19 protein-coding genes are annotated in these 22,909 nt (G+C 38.8%); 8 read left to right on the forward strand and 11 right to left on the reverse strand.

The genetic code is table 11. The features are described 5' to 3' along the window. Positions 1-14: 14 nt before the first annotated feature. From gatB to AB3I72_RS07675, 4 genes are all read right to left on the reverse strand, one after another. Positions 15-1,445 (reverse strand): Asp-tRNA(Asn)/Glu-tRNA(Gln) amidotransferase subunit GatB, encoded by a 1,431-nt coding sequence (gene gatB, locus AB3I72_RS07660; RefSeq protein ID WP_002358703.1) that lies wholly within the window; start codon positions 1,443-1,445, stop codon positions 15-17. Then, positions 1,445-2,914, reverse strand: coding sequence for an Asp-tRNA(Asn)/Glu-tRNA(Gln) amidotransferase subunit GatA (gene gatA, locus AB3I72_RS07665; protein WP_002419989.1), 1,470 nt, complete (start codon positions 2,912-2,914; stop codon positions 1,445-1,447). Before gatA ends, gatB begins: the two co-directional genes overlap by 1 nt. Next, complete coding sequence (gatC, locus tag AB3I72_RS07670; RefSeq protein WP_002355569.1) at positions 2,914-3,219, reverse strand: Asp-tRNA(Asn)/Glu-tRNA(Gln) amidotransferase subunit GatC; 306 nt, start codon at positions 3,217-3,219, stop codon at positions 2,914-2,916. Before gatC ends, gatA begins: the two co-directional genes overlap by 1 nt. A gap of 317 nt (positions 3,220-3,536) precedes the next feature. Next, positions 3,537-3,623 carry a hypothetical protein gene (locus tag AB3I72_RS07675; protein ID WP_307771762.1) on the reverse strand — a complete coding sequence of 29 codons (87 nt, stop codon included), beginning with the start codon at positions 3,621-3,623 and terminating at the stop codon, positions 3,537-3,539. On the opposite strand from AB3I72_RS07675, the gene AB3I72_RS07680 reads away from it, so the two are divergent. Further along, positions 3,589-3,804: a hypothetical protein gene (locus AB3I72_RS07680; RefSeq protein WP_306297608.1), complete on the forward strand. Its 216-nt coding sequence runs from the start codon at positions 3,589-3,591 to the stop codon at positions 3,802-3,804. The genes AB3I72_RS07675 and AB3I72_RS07680 overlap by 35 nt on opposite strands. Here the strand turns inward: AB3I72_RS07680 and ligA are convergent. Continuing rightward, a complete protein-coding gene (gene ligA, locus AB3I72_RS07685; RefSeq protein WP_368023785.1) occupies positions 3,801-5,831 on the reverse strand; it encodes an NAD-dependent DNA ligase LigA in 2,031 nt (676 codons plus the stop codon). The genes AB3I72_RS07680 and ligA overlap by 4 nt on opposite strands. 125 nt (positions 5,832-5,956) lie before the next feature. Further along, positions 5,957-8,215, reverse strand: a complete 2,259-nt coding sequence (gene pcrA, locus AB3I72_RS07690; RefSeq protein ID WP_002363179.1) for a DNA helicase PcrA — start codon at positions 8,213-8,215, stop codon at positions 5,957-5,959. A 164-nt stretch (positions 8,216-8,379) separates the two neighbouring features. On the opposite strand from pcrA, the gene AB3I72_RS07695 reads away from it, so the two are divergent. The 4 genes from AB3I72_RS07695 (at position 8,380) to AB3I72_RS07710 (ending at position 13,690) form a co-directional block, all read left to right on the forward strand. Beyond that, entirely contained in the window at positions 8,380-9,939 is a 1,560-nt protein-coding gene (locus AB3I72_RS07695; protein ID WP_002358694.1) for a ClC family H(+)/Cl(-) exchange transporter, read from the forward strand. Positions 9,940-10,077: 138 nt separating this feature from the next. Then, positions 10,078-10,830 (forward strand): DeoR/GlpR family DNA-binding transcription regulator, encoded by a 753-nt coding sequence (locus tag AB3I72_RS07700; protein ID WP_002381250.1) that lies wholly within the window; start codon positions 10,078-10,080, stop codon positions 10,828-10,830. Continuing rightward, on the forward strand, positions 10,827-11,744 hold the full coding sequence (gene pfkB, locus AB3I72_RS07705; protein ID WP_002382994.1) for a 1-phosphofructokinase: 918 nt from the start codon (positions 10,827-10,829) through the stop codon (positions 11,742-11,744). Before AB3I72_RS07700 ends, pfkB begins: the two co-directional genes overlap by 4 nt. Before the next feature lie 23 nt (positions 11,745-11,767). After that, positions 11,768-13,690: a fructose-specific PTS transporter subunit EIIC gene (locus AB3I72_RS07710; RefSeq protein ID WP_002382993.1), complete on the forward strand. Its 1,923-nt coding sequence runs from the start codon at positions 11,768-11,770 to the stop codon at positions 13,688-13,690. A 47-nt stretch (positions 13,691-13,737) separates the two neighbouring features. On the opposite strand, the gene AB3I72_RS07715 is transcribed toward AB3I72_RS07710, so the two are convergent. After that, positions 13,738-14,400: a hypothetical protein gene (locus tag AB3I72_RS07715; RefSeq protein ID WP_002366175.1), complete on the reverse strand. Its 663-nt coding sequence runs from the start codon at positions 14,398-14,400 to the stop codon at positions 13,738-13,740. A 111-nt stretch (positions 14,401-14,511) separates the two neighbouring features. After that, the gene (gene tig / locus AB3I72_RS07720) at positions 14,512-15,795 is read right to left on the reverse strand and encodes a trigger factor (RefSeq protein ID WP_002355556.1); all 1,284 of its coding nucleotides are present in this window, start codon (positions 15,793-15,795) and stop codon (positions 14,512-14,514) included. Positions 15,796-16,143: 348 nt separating this feature from the next. Here tig and AB3I72_RS07725 point away from each other — a divergent pair, with 348 nt between their 5' ends. From AB3I72_RS07725 to AB3I72_RS07735, 3 genes are read left to right on the forward strand one after another with little or no spacing between them, the layout of a single operon-like run. Next, positions 16,144-18,435, forward strand: a complete 2,292-nt coding sequence (locus AB3I72_RS07725) for a hypothetical protein (RefSeq protein WP_368023786.1) — start codon at positions 16,144-16,146, stop codon at positions 18,433-18,435. 55 nt (positions 18,436-18,490) lie between these two features. After that, entirely contained in the window at positions 18,491-19,228 is a 738-nt protein-coding gene (locus AB3I72_RS07730) for a WxL domain-containing protein (protein WP_176944612.1), read from the forward strand. Between the two features lie 35 nt (positions 19,229-19,263). Beyond that, entirely contained in the window at positions 19,264-20,343 is a 1,080-nt protein-coding gene (locus AB3I72_RS07735) for a DUF916 and DUF3324 domain-containing protein (protein WP_176944613.1), read from the forward strand. Positions 20,344-20,387: 44 nt separating this feature from the next. Here the strand turns inward: AB3I72_RS07735 and ptsP are convergent, their stop codons facing one another. From ptsP to AB3I72_RS07750, 3 genes are all read right to left on the reverse strand, one after another. Beyond that, the gene (gene ptsP / locus AB3I72_RS07740; protein WP_002361251.1) at positions 20,388-22,115 is read right to left on the reverse strand and encodes a phosphoenolpyruvate--protein phosphotransferase; all 1,728 of its coding nucleotides are present in this window, start codon (positions 22,113-22,115) and stop codon (positions 20,388-20,390) included. Then, entirely contained in the window at positions 22,115-22,381 is a 267-nt protein-coding gene (locus tag AB3I72_RS07745) for a phosphocarrier protein HPr (protein WP_002355551.1), read from the reverse strand. The genes ptsP and AB3I72_RS07745 overlap by 1 nt, the downstream gene beginning before the upstream one ends. A 170-nt stretch (positions 22,382-22,551) precedes the next feature. Continuing rightward, the gene (locus AB3I72_RS07750; protein ID WP_002366170.1) at positions 22,552-22,743 is read right to left on the reverse strand and encodes a hypothetical protein; all 192 of its coding nucleotides are present in this window, start codon (positions 22,741-22,743) and stop codon (positions 22,552-22,554) included. Positions 22,744-22,909 lie beyond the last annotated feature (166 nt).

Consider the following 22,909-nt stretch of genomic DNA (forward strand, 5'->3'; position numbering starts at 1 on the left):
TGCCTGCTACTTTCTTATCGTTTTGAAAGCTCTTCTTGCAATAACTTGTTAACCACACCTGGGTTTGCTTGTCCACGAGTTGCTTTCATAATTTGTCCAACAAGGAAACCAACTGCACGGTCTTTACCGTTTTTAAAGTCATCAATTGATTGTTGGTTGTTGTCTAATACTTCGTTAATCATTGGTAATAATTGCGCTGGATCAGATAATTGAACAAGGCCTTTTGCTTCGACAACTTCTTTAGCGTCTCCACCGTTTTCAATTAACTCTTTGAACACTTTCTTCGCAATTTTCGAGCTGATTGTGCCATCGTTAATCAAAGTAATCATACCTGCTAGATTTTCTGGTGTTAGTTTAGTATCGGCTAATTCAACTTTTTCACTGTTTAAGTAAGCAGAAACTTCGCCCATTAACCAGTTTGATGCTTGTTTCGCATCTGCACCGTTTGCTAAAGTTGCTTCAAAGAAATCTGACATTTCTTTCGTTAAAGTCAAGACCATTGCGTCATATTCAGGTAACCCTAATTCACTGATATAACGGGCACGACGTGAGGCTGGCATTTCTGGCAAACTAGCGCGAACTTTTTCAATCCATTCATCATCAATTGAAAAACGAGGAACATCTGGCTCTGGGAAGTAACGGTAGTCACTTGAGCCTTCTTTAACACGCATAAGCAACGTTGTACTAGTTGCTTCATCAAAGCGGCGTGTTTCTTGTTGAATTTCGCCACCAGATAATAGGACTTTGGCTTGGCGTTTTTCTTCATAAGCTAAACCTTTTTTTACAAAGTTCATGGAGTTCAAGTTCTTTAATTCCGCTTTAGTACCAAATTCTTCTTGACCATACGGACGTAAAGAAATATTGGCATCACAACGCATAGAACCTTCTTCCATTTTCACATCAGAAACTTCTGTAAATTGGATAATTGAACGCAACGCTTCTAAATAAGCATACGCTTCTTCTGGTGAACGCATGTCTGCTTCAGAAACGATTTCAATTAAAGGCGTGCCTTGACGGTTCAAGTCCACATAAGAGTACCCATCTGTGCCATGAATGTTTTTGCCGGCATCTTCTTCTAAATGCACTCGTTCAATACGAATTTTTTTCTTTTTGCCTTCCACTTCAATTTCAATCCAACCATCATGTCCGATTGGTTGATCAAATTGAGAAATTTGATACGCTTTAGGATTATCTGGGTAGAAATAGTTTTTACGATCAAAATGAGTTTCTTTTGAAATTTCACAGTTCAAAGCAAGAGCTGCTTTCATGCCAAATTCTAAAGCACCTTTATTCATGACAGGCAAAACACCTGGGTAACTCCAGTCAACCACATTTGTGTTGCTGTTTGGTTCTGCTCCGAAATGCGCTGGCGCAGAGGAGAAAATTTTAGAGTTGGTTTTCAATTCTACGTGGACTTCTAATCCAATGACAGTTTCAAAGTTCATTAATCGTTCCCCCCTAAAATGACTGGTTTTTTCGTATGGAAATCTGTCGCTTGTTCAAAGGCGTACGCTGCTTTGTACATTGTATGTTCGTCAAAATGTTTTCCAATAATTTGTAAACCAACTGGCAAGCCTTCTGAGAAGCCTGCTGGAATGGACATGCCTGGTAGTCCTGCTAAGTTGACAGGAATGGTTAAAATATCATTCATATACATTGTGATTGGATCATTGATGTTTTCCCCTAGACCAAAGGCAACTGTTGGTGTGGATGGGCCAATGATTAAGTCATAATCCGCAAAGACATTCTCAAAATCTTGTTTGATTAGTGTACGGACTTGACCAGCCTTTTTAAAGTGCGCATCATAATAACCAGCACTTAAAGAGAAGGTTCCTAACATAATCCGACGTTTAACTTCTGTTCCGAAACCTTCAGAGCGTGAATTAACATAGACATCTTCTAGATTTTGGACATTTTCGGAACGGTACCCGTAACGAATGCCATCAAAGCGTTGTAAGTTTGAACTTGCTTCTGAAGAGGCAATAATATAATAGACCGCTACGCCGTATTTAGAATGTGGCAAACTAACTTCTTCCACCGTTGCTCCTAAAGATTTAAATGTTTCTGCTGCTTTTAATACCGCTTCACGAACATCCGATTGTACCCCTTCACCTAAGTATTCTTTTGGTAAAGCAATTTTCATGCCTTTGATGTCGCCAGTTAAATCTGCCGTAAAATCAGGAACAGAAACACCTGCAGAAGTGCCGTCTTTTTCGTCATAACCACTAATTGCATTTAAAGCTAAGGCATTGTCTTTAACATTTCGTGTCAATGGACCAATTTGGTCTAAACTTGAAGCAAAAGCAATCAAACCAAAACGAGACACACGTCCATAAGTTGGTTTTAGGCCCACAATACCGTTGAATGCGGCTGGTTGGCGGATACTACCACCTGTATCGCTCCCTAAAGAAACTGGGACTTGTCCGGCTGCGACAGCAGAAGCTGAACCACCAGAAGAACCGCCAGGAACTTTGGTTTGATCCCAAGCATTTTTTGTTTTCTTGAAGTAAGACGTTTCCGTACTTCCGCCCATGGCAAATTCATCCATGTTCAATTTTCCGACTGGAATCATATCTGCTTGATAGACTTTATCCATCACGGTCGCATCATAAATTGGGTCAAAATTGTGTAACATTTTTGATCCAGCTGTTGTCAAAATATCTTTTGTGACAATGTTGTCTTTAATCCCAATTGGAATTCCTGCTAAAGGATTACTTTCAGTGATGCCTTTTAAGTCGATCGCTTTGGCTAATGCCATTGCTTTTTCTTCACTAACTGTAATAAAAGAACCTAGTTGTTCTTCTGTATCTTGAATACGATTTAATGTTTCTTCGGTTAAATCAACTGCTGTGATTTCTTTTGAGACCAATAAATCATGTAACTCTGTTAACGATTTGTCGTATAATTTTTCCATTAGGCTCCTGCCTCCCCGTTATCCATAATTGCAGGCACTTTAATGTAACCATTCTCTGATTCCGGAACATTCCGCATTAATTCTTTACGGTCCATTCCTGGTGTCGCTACGTCTTCACGCATGACATTGATTGATTCATTCACATTTGAAGTAAAAGGAACCCCGGTTGTATCTACTTCTTCTAGTAATTCCACCATATCAATAATTTTATCTAGTTGATTGGTAAAGTCCGCTAATTCTTCTTCGGAGAAAGATAATTTTGATAATTTAGCGACATGTTTGACTTGTTCTTCTGTAATTGCCATAGATACCCTTCTTTCTATCATTTACTGAAATTTTCATTTTCAGATTAATCAATTGGATTGTATTTCTTTAAACAGCTTAGCACAGCTGTTCACTCTGTTCCTATTCTACCATAAAATGGTCGGATATTTTAGATGAAACCTTGAATTTCATTGATAATTTGTCGCTCGCAAAAATGACGGAAATATGTTATTATGAAAATGAAAAGAGAGATATGCAGGAACATACCTCTCTAATAGCCACTACTAGTTATAAGAACTAGCGGCTTACTGAGTTATTGGTTTTATTTCAAACGCTTAACCGTTCAGCTCCTCAAAGCTTATGAACGGTTATTTTTGTTGTCTAAGACAAGCGCTAAGATACCGAAGATAATGGTCACAACAAGTATTGCAAAACCAATCATCAGTCCTAGCGCTGCTTCAACGGACAAAAATATTGCTCCTTTCATTAAGGTAAGAAGAATTGCGCATAAGCATCAACCTCCTTTCTCAACTCAGAAAGTCCTCGTTCATATAACTTTTATGACTAAAATAAGCATACCATCAAATTACTACATAAAATCTGACAACGTTAATTTTTCTTCTTAAAAATGACTTGCATCTAACGCATCGACCATTTCTTGTTCATTCCAAACGGTCACGCCTAAGCTTTCAGCTTTGGTTAATTTACTGCCCGCATCTTCGCCAGCAACCACAATGTCAGTTTTTTTCGAAACACTCCCTGTAACTTTTCCACCAAGATTTTCAATTTTTTCTTTGGCTTCTTCGCGAGTGTACTGCGTTAATTTCCCTGTTAAAACAACTGTTTTGTCTTTGAAAGGTGACTCCACTTCTGCTAATTGTTCTGTCCGGAGACCTTTATATGTCAAGTTCACTTGGGCTTTTTCCAGTTCAGCCATTAATTCATGAACTTCCTCATTTTCAAAATACGTCACAACGCTGTCGGCGATTGTTTCACCAATTGAATCCAAAGCCACAATTTCTTCCGCAGTTGCTCGACTTAAGGTTGATAAATCACCAAAATGCTCCGCTAAAATTTTCGCCGCTTTCGCCCCCACATGTCGAATCCCTAAGCCAAAAATCAAACGTTCGACAGAGTTTTCTTTACTCCCTTGAATGGCAGTATAAATGTTGTTGGCTGATTTTTCTTTGATTTTATCCAAAGTCATTAATTGTTCTTCTGTTAAGAAATACAGATCCGCTACATCTTTCACTAATCCTTTGTCATACATTTGTGCTAACACTCGTGGCCCCAAGCCATCAATGTTCATTGCGTTTCGTGAGACAAAGTGGTTCAGCCCTTCTTTAATTTGCGCAGGGCATTTGGGATTAATACAACGTAACGCCACTTCCTCATCTAAATGCACCAACTCACTATGACAAATCGGACAATGTGTCGGCATTTCATAAGGCTGACTATCGGCTGCACGTTTTTCAACTAGGACTTGCGCTACTTCTGGGATAATATCGCCGGCTTTGTAAATAATAACATGATCATTTAAACGGATATCTTTCACTTGAATAAAATCTGCATTATGCAAACTTGCCCGACTAACCGTGGTTCCCGCGACTCGTACAGAAGCCATGACCGCAGTAGGAGTGACCACCCCCGTGCGCCCAATTGTCCATTCAATATCTTCCACTACTGTTTCTGCTTCTTCTGGTGGAAATTTGTAGGCAATCGCCCAGCGAGGTGCTTTGACAGTGAAACCTAATTCATCTTGTAACGCAAATTCGTTCACTTTAATCACAATTCCGTCGATTTCGTATGGCAAAGTGCTCCGCTTTTCATGGTATTCTTCAATGTAGGCCCAAACTTCATCGATTGACTGACATAATTGACGTTCAGGATTGGTTCTAAAACCAATTGCAGAAAGCTCTTCTAATGCCTCAAACTGCGTCTTCGCTTTCATTGGTCCAAAGTCAGCAACTGTGTATAAAAACGTATTTAAGTTCCGTTTCGCCACAATTTTTGTATCTAGTTGGCGCAAGCTTCCCGCCGCTGCATTCCGAGGATTGGCAAAAATATCTTGGCCATTTTCTTCACGTTCTTCATTCAATGCGACAAAGGATTGTTTAGGCATGTAGCACTCGCCACGAACTTCCACTGAAATGGGCTCCGTTAAGCGCATCGGTACAGAGCGAACCGTTCGTAAGTTCTCTGTAATGTTTTCACCAACCGTTCCATCGCCTCGTGTTGCTCCGCGTACAAACACCCCGTTTTCATAACGTAATGAAATTGCTAACCCATCAATTTTCAACTCGCAACAGTAAGCAACAGGTTTACCAATCGCCTTACGAACACGTTCATCAAAAGCAAAAATGTCTTCCTTGCTAAACCCATCATTTAAACTATACATTGGAATATCATGCGGAGCTTTTTCAAAACCAGATAAAACTTTGCCACCTACACGTTGTGTCGGCGAATCTGGCGTGATTAAATCAGGAAACTCCGTTTCAATATCGACTAACTCTTTATACAAACGATCGTAAACATAATCTTCTACGGATGGTTGATCCTTGACATAATATTCATGGGAATATTGATTGAGTTGTTTTCTTAATTCTTGCGCACGAGTTGTCGCCGCCGTTAATGTTAATGGTTGTTGTTCCATCGTAGAACTCCTCCTCATAAGTGTAATGCTCCTATCGTCTTTTTAACACATTTACACTAAGATAGAAAATAAAAAGAATTTATCTAATGATGATTTCTCATTAAATCGCTGACCTATTTTGCATGTTAAATTTTTTCAATTGGTGCAAATGCCGCTAACAACCGTTTTATGCCTTTTTCTGGGAAAGCAATGTCCAACTCTAAGTCTTTGGCCGAACCGCCTACACGAACGACTGTACCAACGCCCCATGCTTTATGTTGGACCTTATCACCTGCTTGCCAAGAAACTTTTTCGCCACCACTTGCCACTTTGTTGCTAACTGATTTTGTAGCTGGCTGTGTATAAGCTGGTTTACTTGCGCTGGGCTTAAATACTTTAGGATCAAAGGTGCGCGCTGGAGCTTTCTGTAAATTGGCCGCCGCCCCTTGTTTCATTAAACGCTCCGCCTCAATTTCTTCTAAAAAGCGACTTGGTCGATTATATTGCGTGCGACCATATAATGTTCTCGAATAAGCATTTGTTAAGAATAGGGCTTCTTCTGCTCGTGTGATACCAACATAAGCCAAGCGCCGTTCTTCTTCCAGTTCACTTTCTTCTAGCATGGCACGTGATAATGGGAAAACCCCTTCTTCTAAGCCCATTAAAAAGACCACTGGAAATTCCAGCCCTTTGGCCGCATGCAACGTCATTAAGGTTACTTGTGAAGAGCTCTCTTCTAAATTATCTAAATCAGAAACCAAGGCTAAATCTGTTAAGAAATCTGCCAATTTTGTTTCTTCGCCATTTGGATCGTCGTTATTTTGCGCTTCAAAACGTTTATCAAATTCTTGTGTCACAGATAAAAATTCGTCCAAGTTTTCTAAGCGAGCTTGAGACTCTAAATTATTTTGCGCCATCAAAGCTTCCCGATAACCACTACGTTGTAAAGTTTCTTTCACCAATTCTGTAATCGTTAAATAGGGCACTGTTTTCGTTAAGTCTTGAATCATCATTCCAAAATTACCAAGCTCTTTACCCGCTTTTCCTGAAATATTTGCCAAATCAACATTTTGGGCAGCTTCCAGCAAAGCCCAACCATGCGTATCCGCAAATAGCCGTAATTTTTCAATTGAACTTTTACCGATTCCTCGTTTTGGTTCATTGACAATTCGTTCAAAACTAATCGAATCATCTGGATTGGCAATCAAACTTAAATAAGCCAAAATATCTTTAATTTCTTTACGGTCGTAGAATTTATGTCCGCCCACCATGGTATACGGAATATTAGATTTCAAGAGCATTTCTTCCACTACACGGGATTGAGCATTGGTCCGATATAATACCGCAAAATCACCATAAATTCGGTCATTTTCCCGCATTTCTTTTTGGATTTGGCTCACAATAAATTGTGTTTCATCCCGTTCTGTGTCCCCACGATAATAGACAATTTTTTCACCGTCTATATTTTCTGTCCACAGTTCTTTCTCGCGGCGGTTACGGTTATTTTTGATGACATCATTCGCAGCCGCCAAAATGTTTTTGGTGGATCGATAATTTTGTTCTAGCAAAATTACACTGGCATCTGGATAATCTTTTTCAAAATCCAAGATATTTTGCATATCCGCCCCGCGCCAACCATAGATACTTTGGTCGGCATCACCTACGACACACAGATTTTTGAAACGTGCAGCCAATAAATTGACTAAGGTATATTGTGCATGATTGGTATCTTGGTATTCATCCACATGAATATAGTGAAATTTATTTTGGTAGAAAGCCAACGTATCTGGTTGTTCATTGAACAAACGTATCGTATTCATAATCAAATCATCAAAATCCATACATTGGTTTTTGCGTAATTCTTTTTGATAGGCTTCGTAGCATTTTGCGACAATTTCTTCATATAAGGAACCTTGCATTTCAGCAACTTTTTCAGGCGTTTGTAATTCATTTTTGGCATTGCTAATCGTACCTAAAATTGAGCGAGGATCATATTTTTTTGAATCAATATTTAAGTCGTTTAAGATGCGTTTCATTAATGTTTTTTGTTCCGATGGGTCAATAATTGTAAAATTACGGTTGTAACCAATCTGATCCACATCACGACGTAAAATTCTTACACACATGGAGTGAAAAGTGGAGACCCATACATCTTCGCCACCCGTTTCCAGTAATTTATTTACACGCTCTTTCATTTCTTTAGCAGCTTTATTGGTAAACGTAATCGCCAAAATATTCCATGGATTTACTTCTTTTTCCTCAATTAGATAGGCAATTCGGTGTGTTAAAACCCGCGTTTTTCCACTACCAGCACCAGCCATGACTAACAGTGGTCCTTCTGTATGCAAAACGGCTTCTTCTTGTCGAGGATTCATTCCCTGAACCAAGGCATGTTTTTGTGTCATATTAAACGTCCTCTCTCTTTTTTCAATCTTATACAGTATACCAAAAATCCCTTTGAAGTTCTTTAGAAAAGAACAAAAAATCTTTTTCTTTTTATATGAAATTTTCTTGTAAATCAAGTCAAACCGCAGTACATTAGTAAGTAGTGATGGAGGCTAAAAATGAAATGAATAATGATGTACATGAAATTAAACAATTAGATGGTACCCGAATCGGCTTTATCCTTAAAGGCATCGTCGTCGGAATTCTGGTCGGCTTTGTTGTCAGCTTATTTCGCTTAGGTATTGAAAAAATTGGCGAACAAGTCGTTCATCTGTATCAAACGTTTCACGAAAAACCCTTTTGGATGATTCCTTGGTTCTTATTTTCTCTCGTGCTTGCTTATTTATTAGGACGACTGATTAAGAGCGAACCAGCAATTAAAGGCAGTGGCATCCCCCAAGTGGAAGGACAACTCCAAGGTCAATTAGAAATTCACTGGTTTCCAGTGCTTTGGAAAAAATTTATCGGTGGGATCTTAGCGATTAGTCCTGGGCTATTTTTGGGACGTGAAGGTCCTTCAATTCAACTAGGTGCAGTGGTTGGACAAGGCTATAGTCAATGGCGGCAAAGCACCAAGTCTGAAGAAAAAATTTTAATCAGTAGTGGTGCCAGTGCTGGTTTAGCCGCCGCTTTTAATGCACCAATCGCAGGCCTTTTATTTGTTCTAGAAGAGGTTCACCATTCCTTTTCACCTTTAGTTTGGTTAACCTCTTTTTCTGCGGCCATTTCCGCTAACTTTGTTTCTTTGCATTTCTTCGGATTGCAGCCAGTTCTTTATATTGGTCCCGTTAAATCTTTGCCTCTAGAGTACTATTGGACATTAGTCCTGCTGGGCGTTTTGCTAGGATTATTAGGTTGGATATATCAAAAAACATTGTTGTCCTTACCAAAAGTATATGGAAAAATCAAAGGCCTTTCTTCTAATTATTATGGCTTTGTTCCTTTTATTTTGATTTTACCGATTGGTTATTTCTTTCCACATTTACTTGGCGGTGGGAATCAAATTGTTTTAGCTTTAGGCAATCAACCGGCCACGATTTGGGCTTTAGTCGGCTTACTGGTTTTACGTTTTGTTTTTTCAATGGTTTCTTACGGTTCGAATCTCCCTGGTGGTATTTTCTTGCCTATTCTAACTTTAGGTGCCATTATCGGAACATTGTATGGCAGTCTACTTGTCCAATACGTAGGGATGGATCCAATTTTTGTGAAAAACTTTTTAATTTTTGCCATGGCTGGTTATTTTACTGCGATTGGTAAAGCACCGTTAACAGCAATTATTTTAGTAACAGAAATGGTCGGCAATTTTTCTCATTTAATGTCTTTAGGGGTTGTCGCTTTAGTTAGTTATATTACCATCGATAGTCTTGGCGGCAAGCCAATTTATGAAAGCTTATTAGAACGTTTGGTTCCTTCTAAAGTAAGTAATATTCGTGGCCACAAAACGATTATTGAATTACCTATCACTGCAGAAAGTTCCTTAGATGATACGATGGTACGTGATTTTGTCTGGCCTAAACAAATGTTGCTCACTTCCATTCGCCGTGGCGAATCAGAAATTTTAACACATGGTGATACTGTTATGCATGTTGGCGATGTGCTCATTATTTTGACCGATGAAAAACTCGCTTACCAAGTCAAAAAAGAGATTTATCAAAAAACTTTACCGAATGATTTAGTGAATTAAAGAAAACTGCTGAACCTGAGTTCAGCAGCTTTCTTTTTTTCTCATGACTGTTTTTTAATTTTTTTGAATGTTTTTGACCGTTTTAGATTGATTAGCGTTTTCATTTGTGCTATTATATCCATGAAATGAGGGATGAAAATGCTTACGGAAGAACGACATCAAAAAATTTTACAATTGTTAGATCAAAAATCAGTCGTCAAATCACAAGAACTTGCTAGCTTATTCAATGCTTCAGAATCCACAATCCGCCGCGATTTACAAGAATTAGAAGATGCCAATTTGTTAGAACGCATTCACGGCGGCGCTAAGCGTATTCTTAATTTAGGCTTTGAACAAAACATGACGGAAAAATCAATCAAAAACACGCACGAAAAGCAAAAGATTGCTTCTTTAGCCGCTAGTTGTGTACAAGATGGCGATATGATTTATTTAGATGCTGGTTCAACCACGTTAGAAATGATCCCTTTTTTAGTTGGGAAACAAATCCATGTAGTGACGAATTCCGTACATCATGCTGCAAAACTTAGCGATATGGAAATTCCCACTATTATGCTTGGTGGTACTTTGAAGCTCTCCACTAAAGCAATCATTGGTGCCACTAGTATGGAACAGCTACAACATTTTCGTTTTAACAAAGCTTTTTTAGGAACTAACGGTGCACATTTAGAGTTTGGTTTAACAACGCCTGATCCCGAAGAAGCAGCGCTAAAAGCCTTGGCTATTCATCAAGCAGAAACAGCCTATGTTTTACTGGATCATACAAAATTTAATGAAGTAACGTTTACCAAAGTGGAAGAATTAGAGTCAGTTACTTTACTAACTGACTACTGCCCTGCTGAATCACTTCAAGGATTCCAGCAAAAAACTATTTTAATGGAGGCAAACAAATGATTTACACAGTGACTTTAAACCCTTCTATCGACTTTATCGTTCACGTCGATCATCTACAAATTGGTGATTTGAATCGGATGACGAATGATTTTAAATTACCTGGCGGCAAAGGAATCAACGTTTCACGTATTTTAAAACGTATGGAGACAGAATCCACTGCCTTAGGTTTTTTAGGTGGTTTTACAGGCTCATTCATTGCCGATTGGTTGAAAAAAGAAGAAATCCAAACGAATTTCACTCCCGTGTCTGCTGATACACGAATCAACATTAAATTGAAATCAGATACTGAAACAGAAATTAACGGCTTAGGACCTGCTCTAACAAACGAAGAAATTCAAGAACTAAAACAAGCAGTTAGTCGTGTTCAGGCTGGTGATATTGTTGTTCTTTCAGGAAGTACACCTGCTTCTCTACGCAAAGGATTTTACGAAGAGTTAATCCAAATTGCGAAGGAAAAAGGCGCAGAATTTGTTATTGATACGACAGGTGAAGATTTAATGAACGCTTTGTCACAAAAGCCTTTATTGGTCAAGCCAAATAATCATGAGTTGGCAGAATTATATCATACAACCTTTACAAGTGTTGAAGATATTTTACCTTATGGACATCGGTTACTAGAAGAAGGAGCACAACACGTAATTATCTCAATGGCTGGTGATGGTGCATTACTTTTCACAACAGAAGGTGTTTATCGTTCCAACGTTTTAAAACGTCCACTGAAAAATTCTGTCGGCGCTGGCGACTCAATGATTGCTGGTTTTATTGGCAACTTTTCAAAAACACAAGATCCTTTAGAGGCTTTCAAATGGGGTGTCGCTTGCGGTAGCGCGACCGCATTTTCTGATGATTTAGCCTCAGAAGATTTTATCCAAGAACTTATTCACGAAGTAACAATTGAAAAAATTTCAGAATAAATCCACTAAGGGAGGAAAATAGAGTGAACATTAATGATTTATTAATAAAAGATGTCATGATTATGGATTTACAAGCTACTGATAAAAAAGGCGCGATTGATGAAATGGTCCAAAAATTATACGATGGTGGCCGCATCTCTGACATTGACACTTACAAAGAAGGAATTTTAAAACGCGAAGCACAAACATCGACTGGTTTAGGCGACGGCATCGCTATGCCTCACGCAAAAAATAGTGCCGTAAAAGAACCGACAGTTCTTTTCGCTAAAAGTAAAAAAGGTGTTGATTATGAAGCACTAGATGGACAACCTACTTATCTATTCTTCATGATTGCTGCTCCAGAAGGCGCTAATGATACACATCTCCAAGCGCTTGCGGCCCTTTCTCGATTACTTATCGATCCAGACTTTGTTGGCAAATTGAAAGAAGCGGAAACTCCAGAAGCAGTACAAGCTCTTTTCCAAGCAGCAGAAGATCAAAAAGAAGCGGAAGAAAAAGCAGAACAAGAACAAACAACGCCAGCACCAGAAAGCAATCGTAAATATATTATTGCTGTGACTGCTTGTCCTACAGGAATTGCTCACACTTACATGGCTGAAGATGCACTGAAGAAAAAAGCAAAAGAAATGGGCGTAGACATTAAAGTAGAAACAAACGGTTCAGAAGGAATTAAAAATCGTTTGACTGCTGAAGATATTGCTCGTGCTGATGGCGTAATTGTCGCAGCCGATAAAAAAGTAGAAATGAATCGTTTTGATGGTAAAAAATTAGTCAATCGTCCCGTCAGTGATGGAATTCGTAAAACCGAAGAACTAATTAACTTAGCCATTAGTGGTGAAGCTCCTACTTTCCATGGCAGTGACTCGGCTGCAAGCGACCAAGAGGATTCAGCGGAAGGTTCAATCGGTTCTCGTATCTATAAAGATTTAATGAATGGTGTTTCTCATATGTTACCTTTCGTTATTGGTGGCGGAATTGCCATTGCTCTTTCCTTTATGATTGATCAATTTATCGGGGTTCCTCAAGATCAATTAGCCAATTTAGGGAATTACAATGACGTAGCTAGCTGGTTTAACCAAATTGGTGGCGCAGCATTTGGCTTTATGTTACCTGTCTTAGCTGGTTTTATTGCTTCTAGTATTGGGGATCGTCCAGGCTTAGTTGCTGGTTTCGCGGCTGGTGCATTAGCAAATGCTGGCGGAGCTGGGTTCCTTGGGGCCCTAATCGGTGGTTTCTTAGCTGGTTATGTAGTGGTTCTTTTACGTAAAGTCTTCAAAGGCTTGCCAAAATCATTAGATGGAATTAAAACCATTTTATTCTATCCAGTTTTTGGTTTGATTATTACGGGCTTATTAATGTTAGTCATTAACATCCCAATGAAAGCAATTAATGATGCGTTAAATCATTTCCTACTTGGCTTAGATGGCACAAATGCAGCTTTACTTGGTGCTTTATTAGCTGGTATGATGGCCATCGACTTAGGTGGACCAGTTAACAAAGCTGCTTATGTTTTCGGTACAGCTACGCTAGCAAGTACTGTTGCAGAAGGTGGCAGCGTGGTCATGGCCTCTGTAATGGCTGGCGGAATGGTTCCTCCATTAGCAATTTTCGTAGCAACTCGTTTATTTAAAAATAAATTTACAAAAGATCAACAAGATGCCGGCTTAACCAATATTGTTATGGGCCTTTCTTTTGTCACTGAAGGGGCAATTCCTTTTGCAGCAGCTGACCCATTACGTGTGATTCCAAGTTTCGTGGTAGGTTCTGCCTTTACTGGTGCGTTGGTTGGTGCGTTTGGTATCAAATTATTGGCACCACATGGAGGAATCTTCGTCGTCTTCCTATTAAGTAATCCATTACTATATCTATTGTTCATCTTAATTGGGGCGATTATTTCAGGAATTGTCTACGGACTTTTGAAAAAACCTGTCGAAGTACCTGCTTAAAAAAAACAGCAAAAAAGCGATTCAACCATGGTTGAATCGCTTTTTTATTATTTTCTCTTTATCGCATAATTTTCTAAATACTCAGGATTTCCTTTGCTTCTGATATACGTATACACGCCCATCACAAAGGCCCCAAGGGTATTGGTAAATAAATCCCCCATCGTATCCATTAAAGCAGCACGCCCAATAAATGGTTGGCCGTTGGACATATTATAGCGTTGTAAGTTCATGTTCCCTAGTGAATCGCAGATAAATTCCCAGAATTCCCAGAAAACGCCACAAAGCCCTGCAAATGCAAACCCAAATAATAAAAACAACCACGGGGAAACATCGGCGTACTTCGTTTTCTTCAATAGGAAACCAGCAATACCATAACCAACAGCAGTTAACAGCATCGGACTAACAAAGTGTAAAATTTTATCCCAGAACGAAATGATTGAAATCATATGCAACGAGGTTCCTAGGAATACTGAAATAAATAAGAAAAACCAGTAAAAATAAACGATGGTCGGTGGCATAATAATTTTTAAAAATTTATTGACAAGATCCGGTAAAAAGATCAGCCCAATTCCAAGTAAACATTCGATAACAAACGTCACACCTTGTTTTGTTGAATACTTGGCCGTAAAAAATTCCCAGAGATTGTACGTCAAGCATAAGATGCCAAACACCACTAATCCATATTTAATTTTCGAATAATTTTTATCCATTTTGACACACCCTTTCAAAAGTTATTTTATATGAAAAAAACTGTAGATGAAAGACACCTTCCATCTACAGTTTTAGAAAACTCTATCGAATGAAGAGCTTATTAAAAATGTTTATTTTTCAACAGCTGTTTCAGTAATTGTTTCAACAGCACGTTTCATACGAATATCGTGTTCTAACATGTCGTTGTTTAATACTTTACGTACTTGCGCTTCAGGCATGTTGTATTGTTCTGCTAAATCTTTCACTTCAGCATCGATGTCTTCTTGTGTTACTTCGATGTTTTCAGCTTTGGCAACTGCTTCAATCACTAAGTTTGTTTTTGTGCGTGTTTCTGCTTCGCCTTCAAATTGTTTGTGTAAATCTTCTTCTGTAGAACCAGTTAATTGGTAGTACATTTCAGGAGAAATTCCTTGGCGTTGCATGTTGTTTAAGAATTCATCCATTGAACGGTGAACTTCGTCGTGAACCATTACGTGTGGTAATTCAACGATTTCAGCATTTTCAACAGCTAAACGAATTGCTTCTTCGTCTTTTGCTTCTTCAGCTGCTGCTTCTTTTGCTTCTGTCAATTCTTTACGGAATTTTTCTTTTAATTCGTCTAATGATTCTACTGAATCGTCAACGTCTTTTGCAAATTCATCATCCAATTCTGGTAATTCTTTTGCTTTTACTTCATGAACAGTTACTTTGAAGACTGCTTCTTTACCAGCTAAATCTTCTGCTTGGTAATCTTCAGGGAAAGTAACGTTTACTTCTACTTCTTCGCCAGCTTTTTTGCCAACTAATTGGTCTTCAAAGCCTGGAATAAATGAATTAGAACCTAATTCTAATGAGTAATTTTCGCCTTTGCCGCCTTCAAATGCTTCGTCGCCTAAGAAGCCTTCAAAGTCGATAACTACAGTGTCGCCATTTTCAGCAGCGGCATCTTCTTTGATTACTAATTCAGCTTGAGATTCTTGTTCGCGTTTCAAACGTGCTTCCACGTCTTCATCTGTTACTTCACGGTCTTGCTTAGACACTGTTAAGTTTTTGTATTCGCCTAATTTTACTTCAGGTTTGACAGTTACTTCAGCAGTGATAACCCAGTCTTCCCCTTTATTCATGCTTTCAACATCAATTTTTGGTTGTGCTACTGGTTCAATTCCTGCTTCTAATACAGCCGCTTCATATGCTTCTGGTAAAACAGCGTTTAACGCATCTTCGTATAACGCTTCTTCTCCATACATACGGTTAAAAACAGTACGTGATACTTTTCCTTTACGGAAACCAGGTACGTTTAAGTTTTTTTTCACTTTATTGAACGCTTGCGTTAATCCTTTTTCGATTACTGCTTGTTCGATTGAAAAAGTTAATACACCATCATTAGTGCCTTTTTTTTCCCATTTCGCAGACATTTGTTTCCCTCCGAATAACATTTAATTTTATACATCAAACTTTATTTATGCATACCTTTAAATAGTACACTATCCCTAGGAAAATGTAAATATTTTAAGTGCTAAGAAGTGAAAGAAAGACTCGATTTTTAGCAAACTATCAGTTTTTTAATTTTTTCGGATTAAAAAAGCATAGAATTTCGAGAAATTTCCTTCTTAAAATCCTAAAAGATTGTGAACAAAATATCTTGTTCATCATCGGATGTAATCGCTTTACTTTATGAATGGCCCATTATAGAATGTATGTACTCAATATTTACGCATTATATATTTTCATCATTATACATATAATATCAAAAAAAGGAGAGGATGGTTTTGAATAAGTTCGTCTGGGGAATCTTTTCTTGCATCATATCATGGCTTTTTTTATCGCTGACTCAACCTTTGATGGCTCATTCTGAAACACTGAACCCTACAACTCACGCCTCTACTTTTAGTGAAACATTTACCTCAGTTTCAACAGAACAACAAACAACTCAAGCAACCGATATCGTGGAACAAGAAACCGAGCAAACCCATGCTTCCTCTGAAAACGATGAACCTATGGCACCTACGCCAGCTAGTGTTTCTGTTGGTAATAGCACCTTAAAAAGTATCTTAAGTACAGGAACGTATAACCAAGATATTATCACACTTTCGTATGAATACAGTGTGACACTTATCGGCTTAGCAATTAATGATCGGCCGATTATTGCTATTCAACTTCCTACAGAAATTTCAAGCCAGTTAGATAACGACACTCTAAAGCAACAAGATTTTCTGACTCTTTTAACAGGGACCGTCAGTTATCCAGGAACAGCCACTCAAGATATTCACAGTTCAACTAACGGCGTCAGTCTCTCTTATAGTAGCACTTATCATTCTGTTTATCTGACTTTTCCAAGTAGCACCTTGGTGTTACTTCCCGGAACCAAATGGTCTGCCGCCATTTCGTTTGATGTGGGCGCACTTTATAAACGAGGAATTTCAATCCCTCCTGCTCTTAACGGCAAAGACTATCCGATTCGAGGAACCTTTACAGATGTCGGCACTGGATTAGGTGCAATTAATATTATTATTGGGAATAATACAAAAACAGGCGTAATTAGCAAAGCTCAACTTAGTTTAGGGAATTACCCCGTTCCTCAAGTCACACCAGCCAAACTAACTCAACCAAATCATCTGGACACTACTGTAACAGGGACCATTCAACAAGTACAAGACCCAAACTATAACTACTCTGTTCAATTAACCTTGAACCGCCAGGATGGCACCACTACCCCCATTGTGGTGAAAGGGATTTCTGTCGATGCAGCCGGAAATTTCTCGACCTCTTTAGCTTCACCATTAGAATATGGCGACACGCTCTCTACAATTGTCTTTGCTCGTTCAAAAACGTCAACCGACTATATTCAAAGCAGCCCCTCAGCTGACCAAAGTGTCAATTGGTCAATCCAACCTGTCACAAACGTAGTCGCTAATGCCGGATCAACTCTACTTTCAGGTAAAGCTTCTCAAGCATCTAACGGAACCTATCAAGTTAAAGTACAAATAAATGGTGGTTCTATTTTCACAACGTCCTTAGATTCCAATGGCCATTTTCAATTTGCTAATTTACCCACTTTCCAAGGGGGAGAAACGGTCAGCTTGTGGGTCCAAGGTCTCAGCAATCGCACTGGCCTGCCTTTGCTAACCAGTTCTACTGTTTCTCAAACAGTTGCTTATCCTGTGCCTCAACTAACGGTCACGCAAACCATTGAGCGGAAAAATGCACAAGGGCACTGGGAAGCTGCAAACTCTGTCGTAAGTGGTCAAATCATTCGTTTTACGTTAACCAAACGTTTAACCAATCAACCAGCAACGTGGATGAATCAGCAATTACGAGCAACGGTGCCTAAAGGACTGGCTCAACTTTCAGCTGCTACATTAACAAAACAATCAGCAGCAGGTTTAAGTACGCCAATAGCTGGGCTTCAACTTTTAACTGATAGTTCCACTGGTTTGCCATATTGGAGTTATCATAATTCGCTGCCAGCAGATAATTTTACGGAAGCCAATACACAATTCACCTTACAATATACAGCAACGGTTACAGAAGAATGGATAAACCAATTTCTTTTATTTTCTAGCACGGTTACTGGCAATGATGGTGGCGGAACGCCAATTACGCCAATCACTAAAGAGCAGTCTTTACCTATCAAAAACGGTACCCTCCGTTTTGTGCAGATGCCAACTACAGTTTCCTTTAAAAATTTACCTTTTCCCAGCAAACGAACCCTCTACTCACCATCGACCATCAGTGCTCCTTTCCTCATTGCCGATGGTCGAGTTGCAAAAACACCATGGCATTTGTTGGTAAGAGAGAGTCAGCCCATGCATTCAACTTCTACAAATAAAACGATCCAGCAAGCTTTCATTTATAGAAAAAATGGCAGTGATTTCCCTATCTCCTCTTTAGCAACCGAAGTTTATCAATACACCGCAACGGACGATAACAATGTAGAAATTCCTTGGAACCAACAAAATGGACTTTTTTTAAGCGTTGCTCCTGACCTTAATTTAACGGTCAAAGAATCTTACACTGCCGAATTACAATGGATTCTTTCTGATACACCCCTCTAATTAGGATTTAGCTTTTTTAAAAGTTAAAAATAAACAAGAAAGAAGGAATAAAAAAATGAAAAAGATCATGCGCATTTCAAGCATTTTGTTCGTTGCTACGCCTCTTATGCTTTTAAATAGTCCAAAAGTTGAAGCAGCTCAAGTCGCTTCTATTCAATCCAACGCTGATATTACGTTTGCTCTTGATAATACTGTCACGCCACCTGTCAACCCGACGAACCCTTCTCAGCCTGTGACACCTAATCCTGCTGATCCTCATCAACCTGGTACAGCCGGACCCCTTAGTATTGACTATGTTTCAAATATCCATTTTGGATCAAAACAAATTCAAGCCGGAACAGCAATCTATTCGGCACAACTGGACCAAGTGCAAAATAGTACTGGCGATTTAATTAGCGTGCCAAACTATGTTCAAGTAACTGACAAACGTGGTCTAAATCTTGGCTGGAAATTATCAGTTAAACAGAGTGCGCAATTTGCTACAAGTGATTCAACACCCGCTGTTTTGGATAATGCATCCTTGACCTTTTTAGCAGCAACACCCAATTCAACACAGTTACTTTCTTTGGCGCCATTAACGGTCCCAGTAACCTTGGATCCAACTGGTGCCGCTACTTCTCCTGTGGCGACTGCCGCTCTTTCAACAGGAATGGGCACTTGGACATTAGCTTTTGGTAGCGGAGCGACCGCTGCTCAAGGCATTCAATTAACTGTTCCTGCGACAACGAAAAAAGTTGCAGCTAAACAATATAAAACAACGCTTACTTGGATTTTGGATGATACACCACTTTAAAAGAAAACAAACAAGGTATTGCATGAAACAACTTCATGCAATACCTTCTTATAAAAAATTGTCAAAAAGGAGTGCACACTATGAATCAGCAGCTTTTTAAATGGCTCCATGCTATTAACGTCATCATTTTTTTATTTTTTATTGGCTCTTATTCTGTAGAAGCAAGCGAAATGACTTTTTCTGTAAAAGCCATTTTACCCGACAATCAACGAACCAAAGAGACAAGTTATTTTGATCTACGTGTCGCTCCAAACCAAACACAAAAGCTACAAATCGAACTAACGAATCAAACAGCCAACGACATTACCGTGCTAGCTTCAGCCAATGCAGCGATTACTAATGATAATGGCTTGGCAGATTATTCTCATGCTGAAACAAAAAAAGATCCATCTGCACCTTTTACCTTTAATGAGATTGCGCAATTGCCAAAAGAAATCCACCTACCTAAACACTCAACCAAGACTGTTGAATGTCAGCTTACTTTACCGGAAAAACCATTTAATGGGTATGTTTTAGGAGGACTCTACTTTGAACAAAAGTCAGATGAACAACCTGCTCACTCAGAAAACGGCGTGGCCATCAATAATCGTTTTTCTTATGTAGTCGGTGTCTTACTTAGTGAAACAGATGAACCTGTTCAGCCAAAATTATCTTTAAATGAAGTAAAAACCGATCAAGCTAACGGTCGTAACCGCGTATTAATGAATCTCCAAAACAAACAAGCGGCTATGATTAAAAAATTACAAGTCGATGCCTCTTTATATTATGAAAAAGAAGCTAAACCTCGCTACGAAAATCACCAAGAGTCGTTAACAATGGCCCCTAATACAAATTTTAATTATCGGATTGACTTAAAGGAACAACCTTTTGTTCCTGGAAATTATACTGTAAAAATAAAAGCAAACGATGGCTATCAAGACTATTCGTGGGAAAAACACTTAGTCATCCAAGAAAAAGAAGCTAAAAAATACAATGCTACCGCCGTCAACCTCCCACCTGAAAAACACACCAATTTCCCTTGGAAACTGGTGTGTAGCATCACGCTGGTTTTTCTATTCATTTTGGGAAGCACGATTTATTATTTCAAGAAAAAAATACGTGAAGCGCAACAATAAAAAAGCACATCGACAATTGTCGATGTGCTTTCATAATCGCTTAATTATTTTGTATATTCTTCAACTAATGCAACGACTTCTTCCATCGTGTCGCATTCTTTTAATGCGCGGTCAGCAAGTTCAGCCATTTTAGTTGTGTCTAAACGTTTCATCAAGCTACGTGTTTTAAGGATAGATGTAGCACTCATTGAGAACTCATCTAAGCCCATACCCAATAGTAATGGAACAGCTGTTTGATCGCCCGCCATTTCACCACACATACCAGCCCATTTACCTTCAGCGTGTGCTGCATCAATTACATTTTTAATTAAACGTAAGATTGATGGGTTGTATGGTTGGTATAAGTAAGAAACGCGTTCGTTCATACGGTCTGCAGCCATTGTGTATTGAATTAAATCGTTGGTTCCAACACTAAAGAAGTCAACTTCTTTGGCAAATTTATCAGCTAATACGGCAGCTGCTGGAATTTCAATCATAATACCTACTTGGATATCGTTTGAAACTTCAACACCTTCGTTGACTAATTTTTGTTTTTCGTCTTCAAAGATTGCTTTCGCTGCTCTAAATTCTTTCAAAGTAGCAACCATTGGGAACATGATACGTAAGTTACCATGAACAGACGCACGTAATAATGCACGCATTTGTGTACGGAACATGCCGTCACCTAGTTCTGATAAGCTAATACGTAATGCACGGTAACCTAAGAATGGGTTCATTTCGTGTGGTAATGTTAGGTAAGGAAGCTCTTTGTCCCCACCAATATCCATTGTACGAACCACAACTGGTTTTCCTTCCATTCCTTCAAGAACTGCTTTATACGCTTGGTATTGGTCCTCTTCAGTTGGAAAGTCAGATGAATCCATGTATAAGAATTCTGTACGATATAAACCAACAGCTTCGCCGCCGTTTTTGTGTACGCCTTCTAAATCTTTTGGTGTACCAATGTTTGCAGCTAACTCAACATGTTTGCCGTCAGCTGTCACAGTTTCTGCATTTTTTAGTTTATCCCATTCTGCTTTTTGATCTGCATAGGCTTTTGCTTCTGCTTCAAATTCAGATTTTTCAGCATCTGTTGGGTCAATAATAACATCCCCAATGATTCCGTTCACTGCTAAAATATCGCCTGCTTTTACTTTGTCAGTAATTTCTTTTGTACCAACGATTGCAGGGATTTCTAACGAACGAGCCATGATGGCTGAGTGAGAAGTACGTCCGCCGATGTCTGTAACAAAGGCTTTAACATACGTACGGTCTAATTGTGCAGTATCACTAGGTGTTAAGTCGTGGGCAACCACGATTACTTCTTCGTTAATCATTGAAGGATTTGGAAGAGTCACACCTAATAAATGTGCTAAGATACGTTTGGCAACGTCACGAATATCTGCTGCACGCTCTTGCATGTAAGCATTATCGTCCATTGCTTCAAACATACCAATATACATATCCGTAACTTCTTTCAAGGCAGCTTCTGCATTGACTTTGTTGTCTTGGATATTTTGTTTGATTTGACCAACCATTTCTGGGTCAGATAAAACCATTAAATGAGCATCGAAAACTTGCGCTTCTGCTTCACCAAGGCTTTGAGCTGCTTTGTCGCGAATTGCTTGCAACTCTTCAGTAGATTTTGCTAAAGCATCGTCTAAGCGAGTTGCTTCTGCATCAGTATCTTCTACGGAAGTTTTGTTGAAAGACAAGTCAGGTTGAACTAGCAGGTAAGCTTTAGCAACAGCAACGCCATCACTTGCGGCAATCCCTTTTAGCATCTCAGACATTATTCAGCCAATCCTTCTTTTTGTAATGTTTCAACGATTGCTGCCATTCCTTCAGCTTCGTCAGCACCATCAACAGTGATTGTTACGTCAGAACCTTGACCAACGCCTAAAGACATAACGCCCATGATTGATTTTAAGTTAACAGATTTACCTTTGTATTCTAAGTTAATATCTGAGTTAAATTTGCTTGCAGTTTGTACTAATAAAGTAGCTGGACGTGCGTGAATTCCTGTTTCTGCTACAATGTGAAATTCTTTCTTTTCCATATAAATCGGTCTCCTTCGTAAATAAAAAATTTTTATGTTAGGGTTTTCCTTTCTTGATACGCTAAAATCAAACGTCTACTCGAAAAAAGACCCTTTCAGTTTCTAAGATTACCATTTTTTTCTATCTTACACAACACTTTTTGCTTAAATTTCGTGATGTTTTGCACTGACTATTCTTCCTCTTTTTGGTAACGATAAATGATTCGTCCATTTAACCCCGCTTCTCCAACAATTTCCGCGCGGTCAGGCAAAGAAATCCAAGCATCACGAAATTGGAAAAATTCATTTTGCTCCACGATTAATTCAGAGATTTCTCCAGCTTTTAATGAAGCAATTTTTTCTACAAAAGGATTTTCAGCCATTGATTTCACCACTCTTTCTCTTAAATATCAACTCTTATAGTTTACTTGAAAATGGCGCAATTGTCTGTAAAAAAATCGAATCTTTGCCTTTTTTTAAACAAGGTCTTTTACTTGATTCTCTTACAAAAAATGCTATAATAACCTCAAAGGTCAAAAATGGTCAAGT

This window comes from Enterococcus sp. GC34 (assembly GCF_040886645.1).
Classification (GTDB): Bacteria; Bacillota; Bacilli; order Lactobacillales; family Enterococcaceae; genus Enterococcus; species Enterococcus faecalis.

What these genes read in the sequence shown, in the direction of transcription:
- gatB (WP_002358703.1), bottom strand. Translation starts at nt 1,445, where the DNA reads ATGAACTTTGAAACTGTCATTGGATTAGAAGTCCACGTAGAATTGAAA.
- gatA (WP_002419989.1), bottom strand. Translation starts at nt 2,914, where the DNA reads ATGGAAAAATTATACGACAAATCGTTAACAGAGTTACATGATTTATTG.
- gatC (WP_002355569.1), bottom strand. Translation starts at nt 3,219, where the DNA reads ATGGCAATTACAGAAGAACAAGTCAAACATGTCGCTAAATTATCAAAA.
- AB3I72_RS07680 (WP_306297608.1), top strand. Translation starts at nt 3,589, where the DNA reads ATGGTCACAACAAGTATTGCAAAACCAATCATCAGTCCTAGCGCTGCT.
- ligA (WP_368023785.1), bottom strand. Translation starts at nt 5,831, where the DNA reads ATGGAACAACAACCATTAACATTAACGGCGGCGACAACTCGTGCGCAA.
- pcrA (WP_002363179.1), bottom strand. Translation starts at nt 8,215, where the DNA reads ATGACACAAAAACATGCCTTGGTTCAGGGAATGAATCCTCGACAAGAA.
- AB3I72_RS07695 (WP_002358694.1), top strand. Translation starts at nt 8,380, where the DNA reads ATGAATAATGATGTACATGAAATTAAACAATTAGATGGTACCCGAATC.
- AB3I72_RS07700 (WP_002381250.1), top strand. Translation starts at nt 10,078, where the DNA reads ATGCTTACGGAAGAACGACATCAAAAAATTTTACAATTGTTAGATCAA.
- pfkB (WP_002382994.1), top strand. Translation starts at nt 10,827, where the DNA reads ATGATTTACACAGTGACTTTAAACCCTTCTATCGACTTTATCGTTCAC.
- AB3I72_RS07715 (WP_002366175.1), bottom strand. Translation starts at nt 14,400, where the DNA reads ATGGATAAAAATTATTCGAAAATTAAATATGGATTAGTGGTGTTTGGC.
- tig (WP_002355556.1), bottom strand. Translation starts at nt 15,795, where the DNA reads ATGTCTGCGAAATGGGAAAAAAAAGGCACTAATGATGGTGTATTAACT.
- AB3I72_RS07725 (WP_368023786.1), top strand. Translation starts at nt 16,144, where the DNA reads ATGGTTTTGAATAAGTTCGTCTGGGGAATCTTTTCTTGCATCATATCA.
- AB3I72_RS07730 (WP_176944612.1), top strand. Translation starts at nt 18,491, where the DNA reads ATGAAAAAGATCATGCGCATTTCAAGCATTTTGTTCGTTGCTACGCCT.
- AB3I72_RS07735 (WP_176944613.1), top strand. Translation starts at nt 19,264, where the DNA reads ATGCAATACCTTCTTATAAAAAATTGTCAAAAAGGAGTGCACACTATG.
- ptsP (WP_002361251.1), bottom strand. Translation starts at nt 22,115, where the DNA reads ATGTCTGAGATGCTAAAAGGGATTGCCGCAAGTGATGGCGTTGCTGTT.
- AB3I72_RS07745 (WP_002355551.1), bottom strand. Translation starts at nt 22,381, where the DNA reads ATGGAAAAGAAAGAATTTCACATTGTAGCAGAAACAGGAATTCACGCA.
- AB3I72_RS07750 (WP_002366170.1), bottom strand. Translation starts at nt 22,743, where the DNA reads ATGGCTGAAAATCCTTTTGTAGAAAAAATTGCTTCATTAAAAGCTGGA.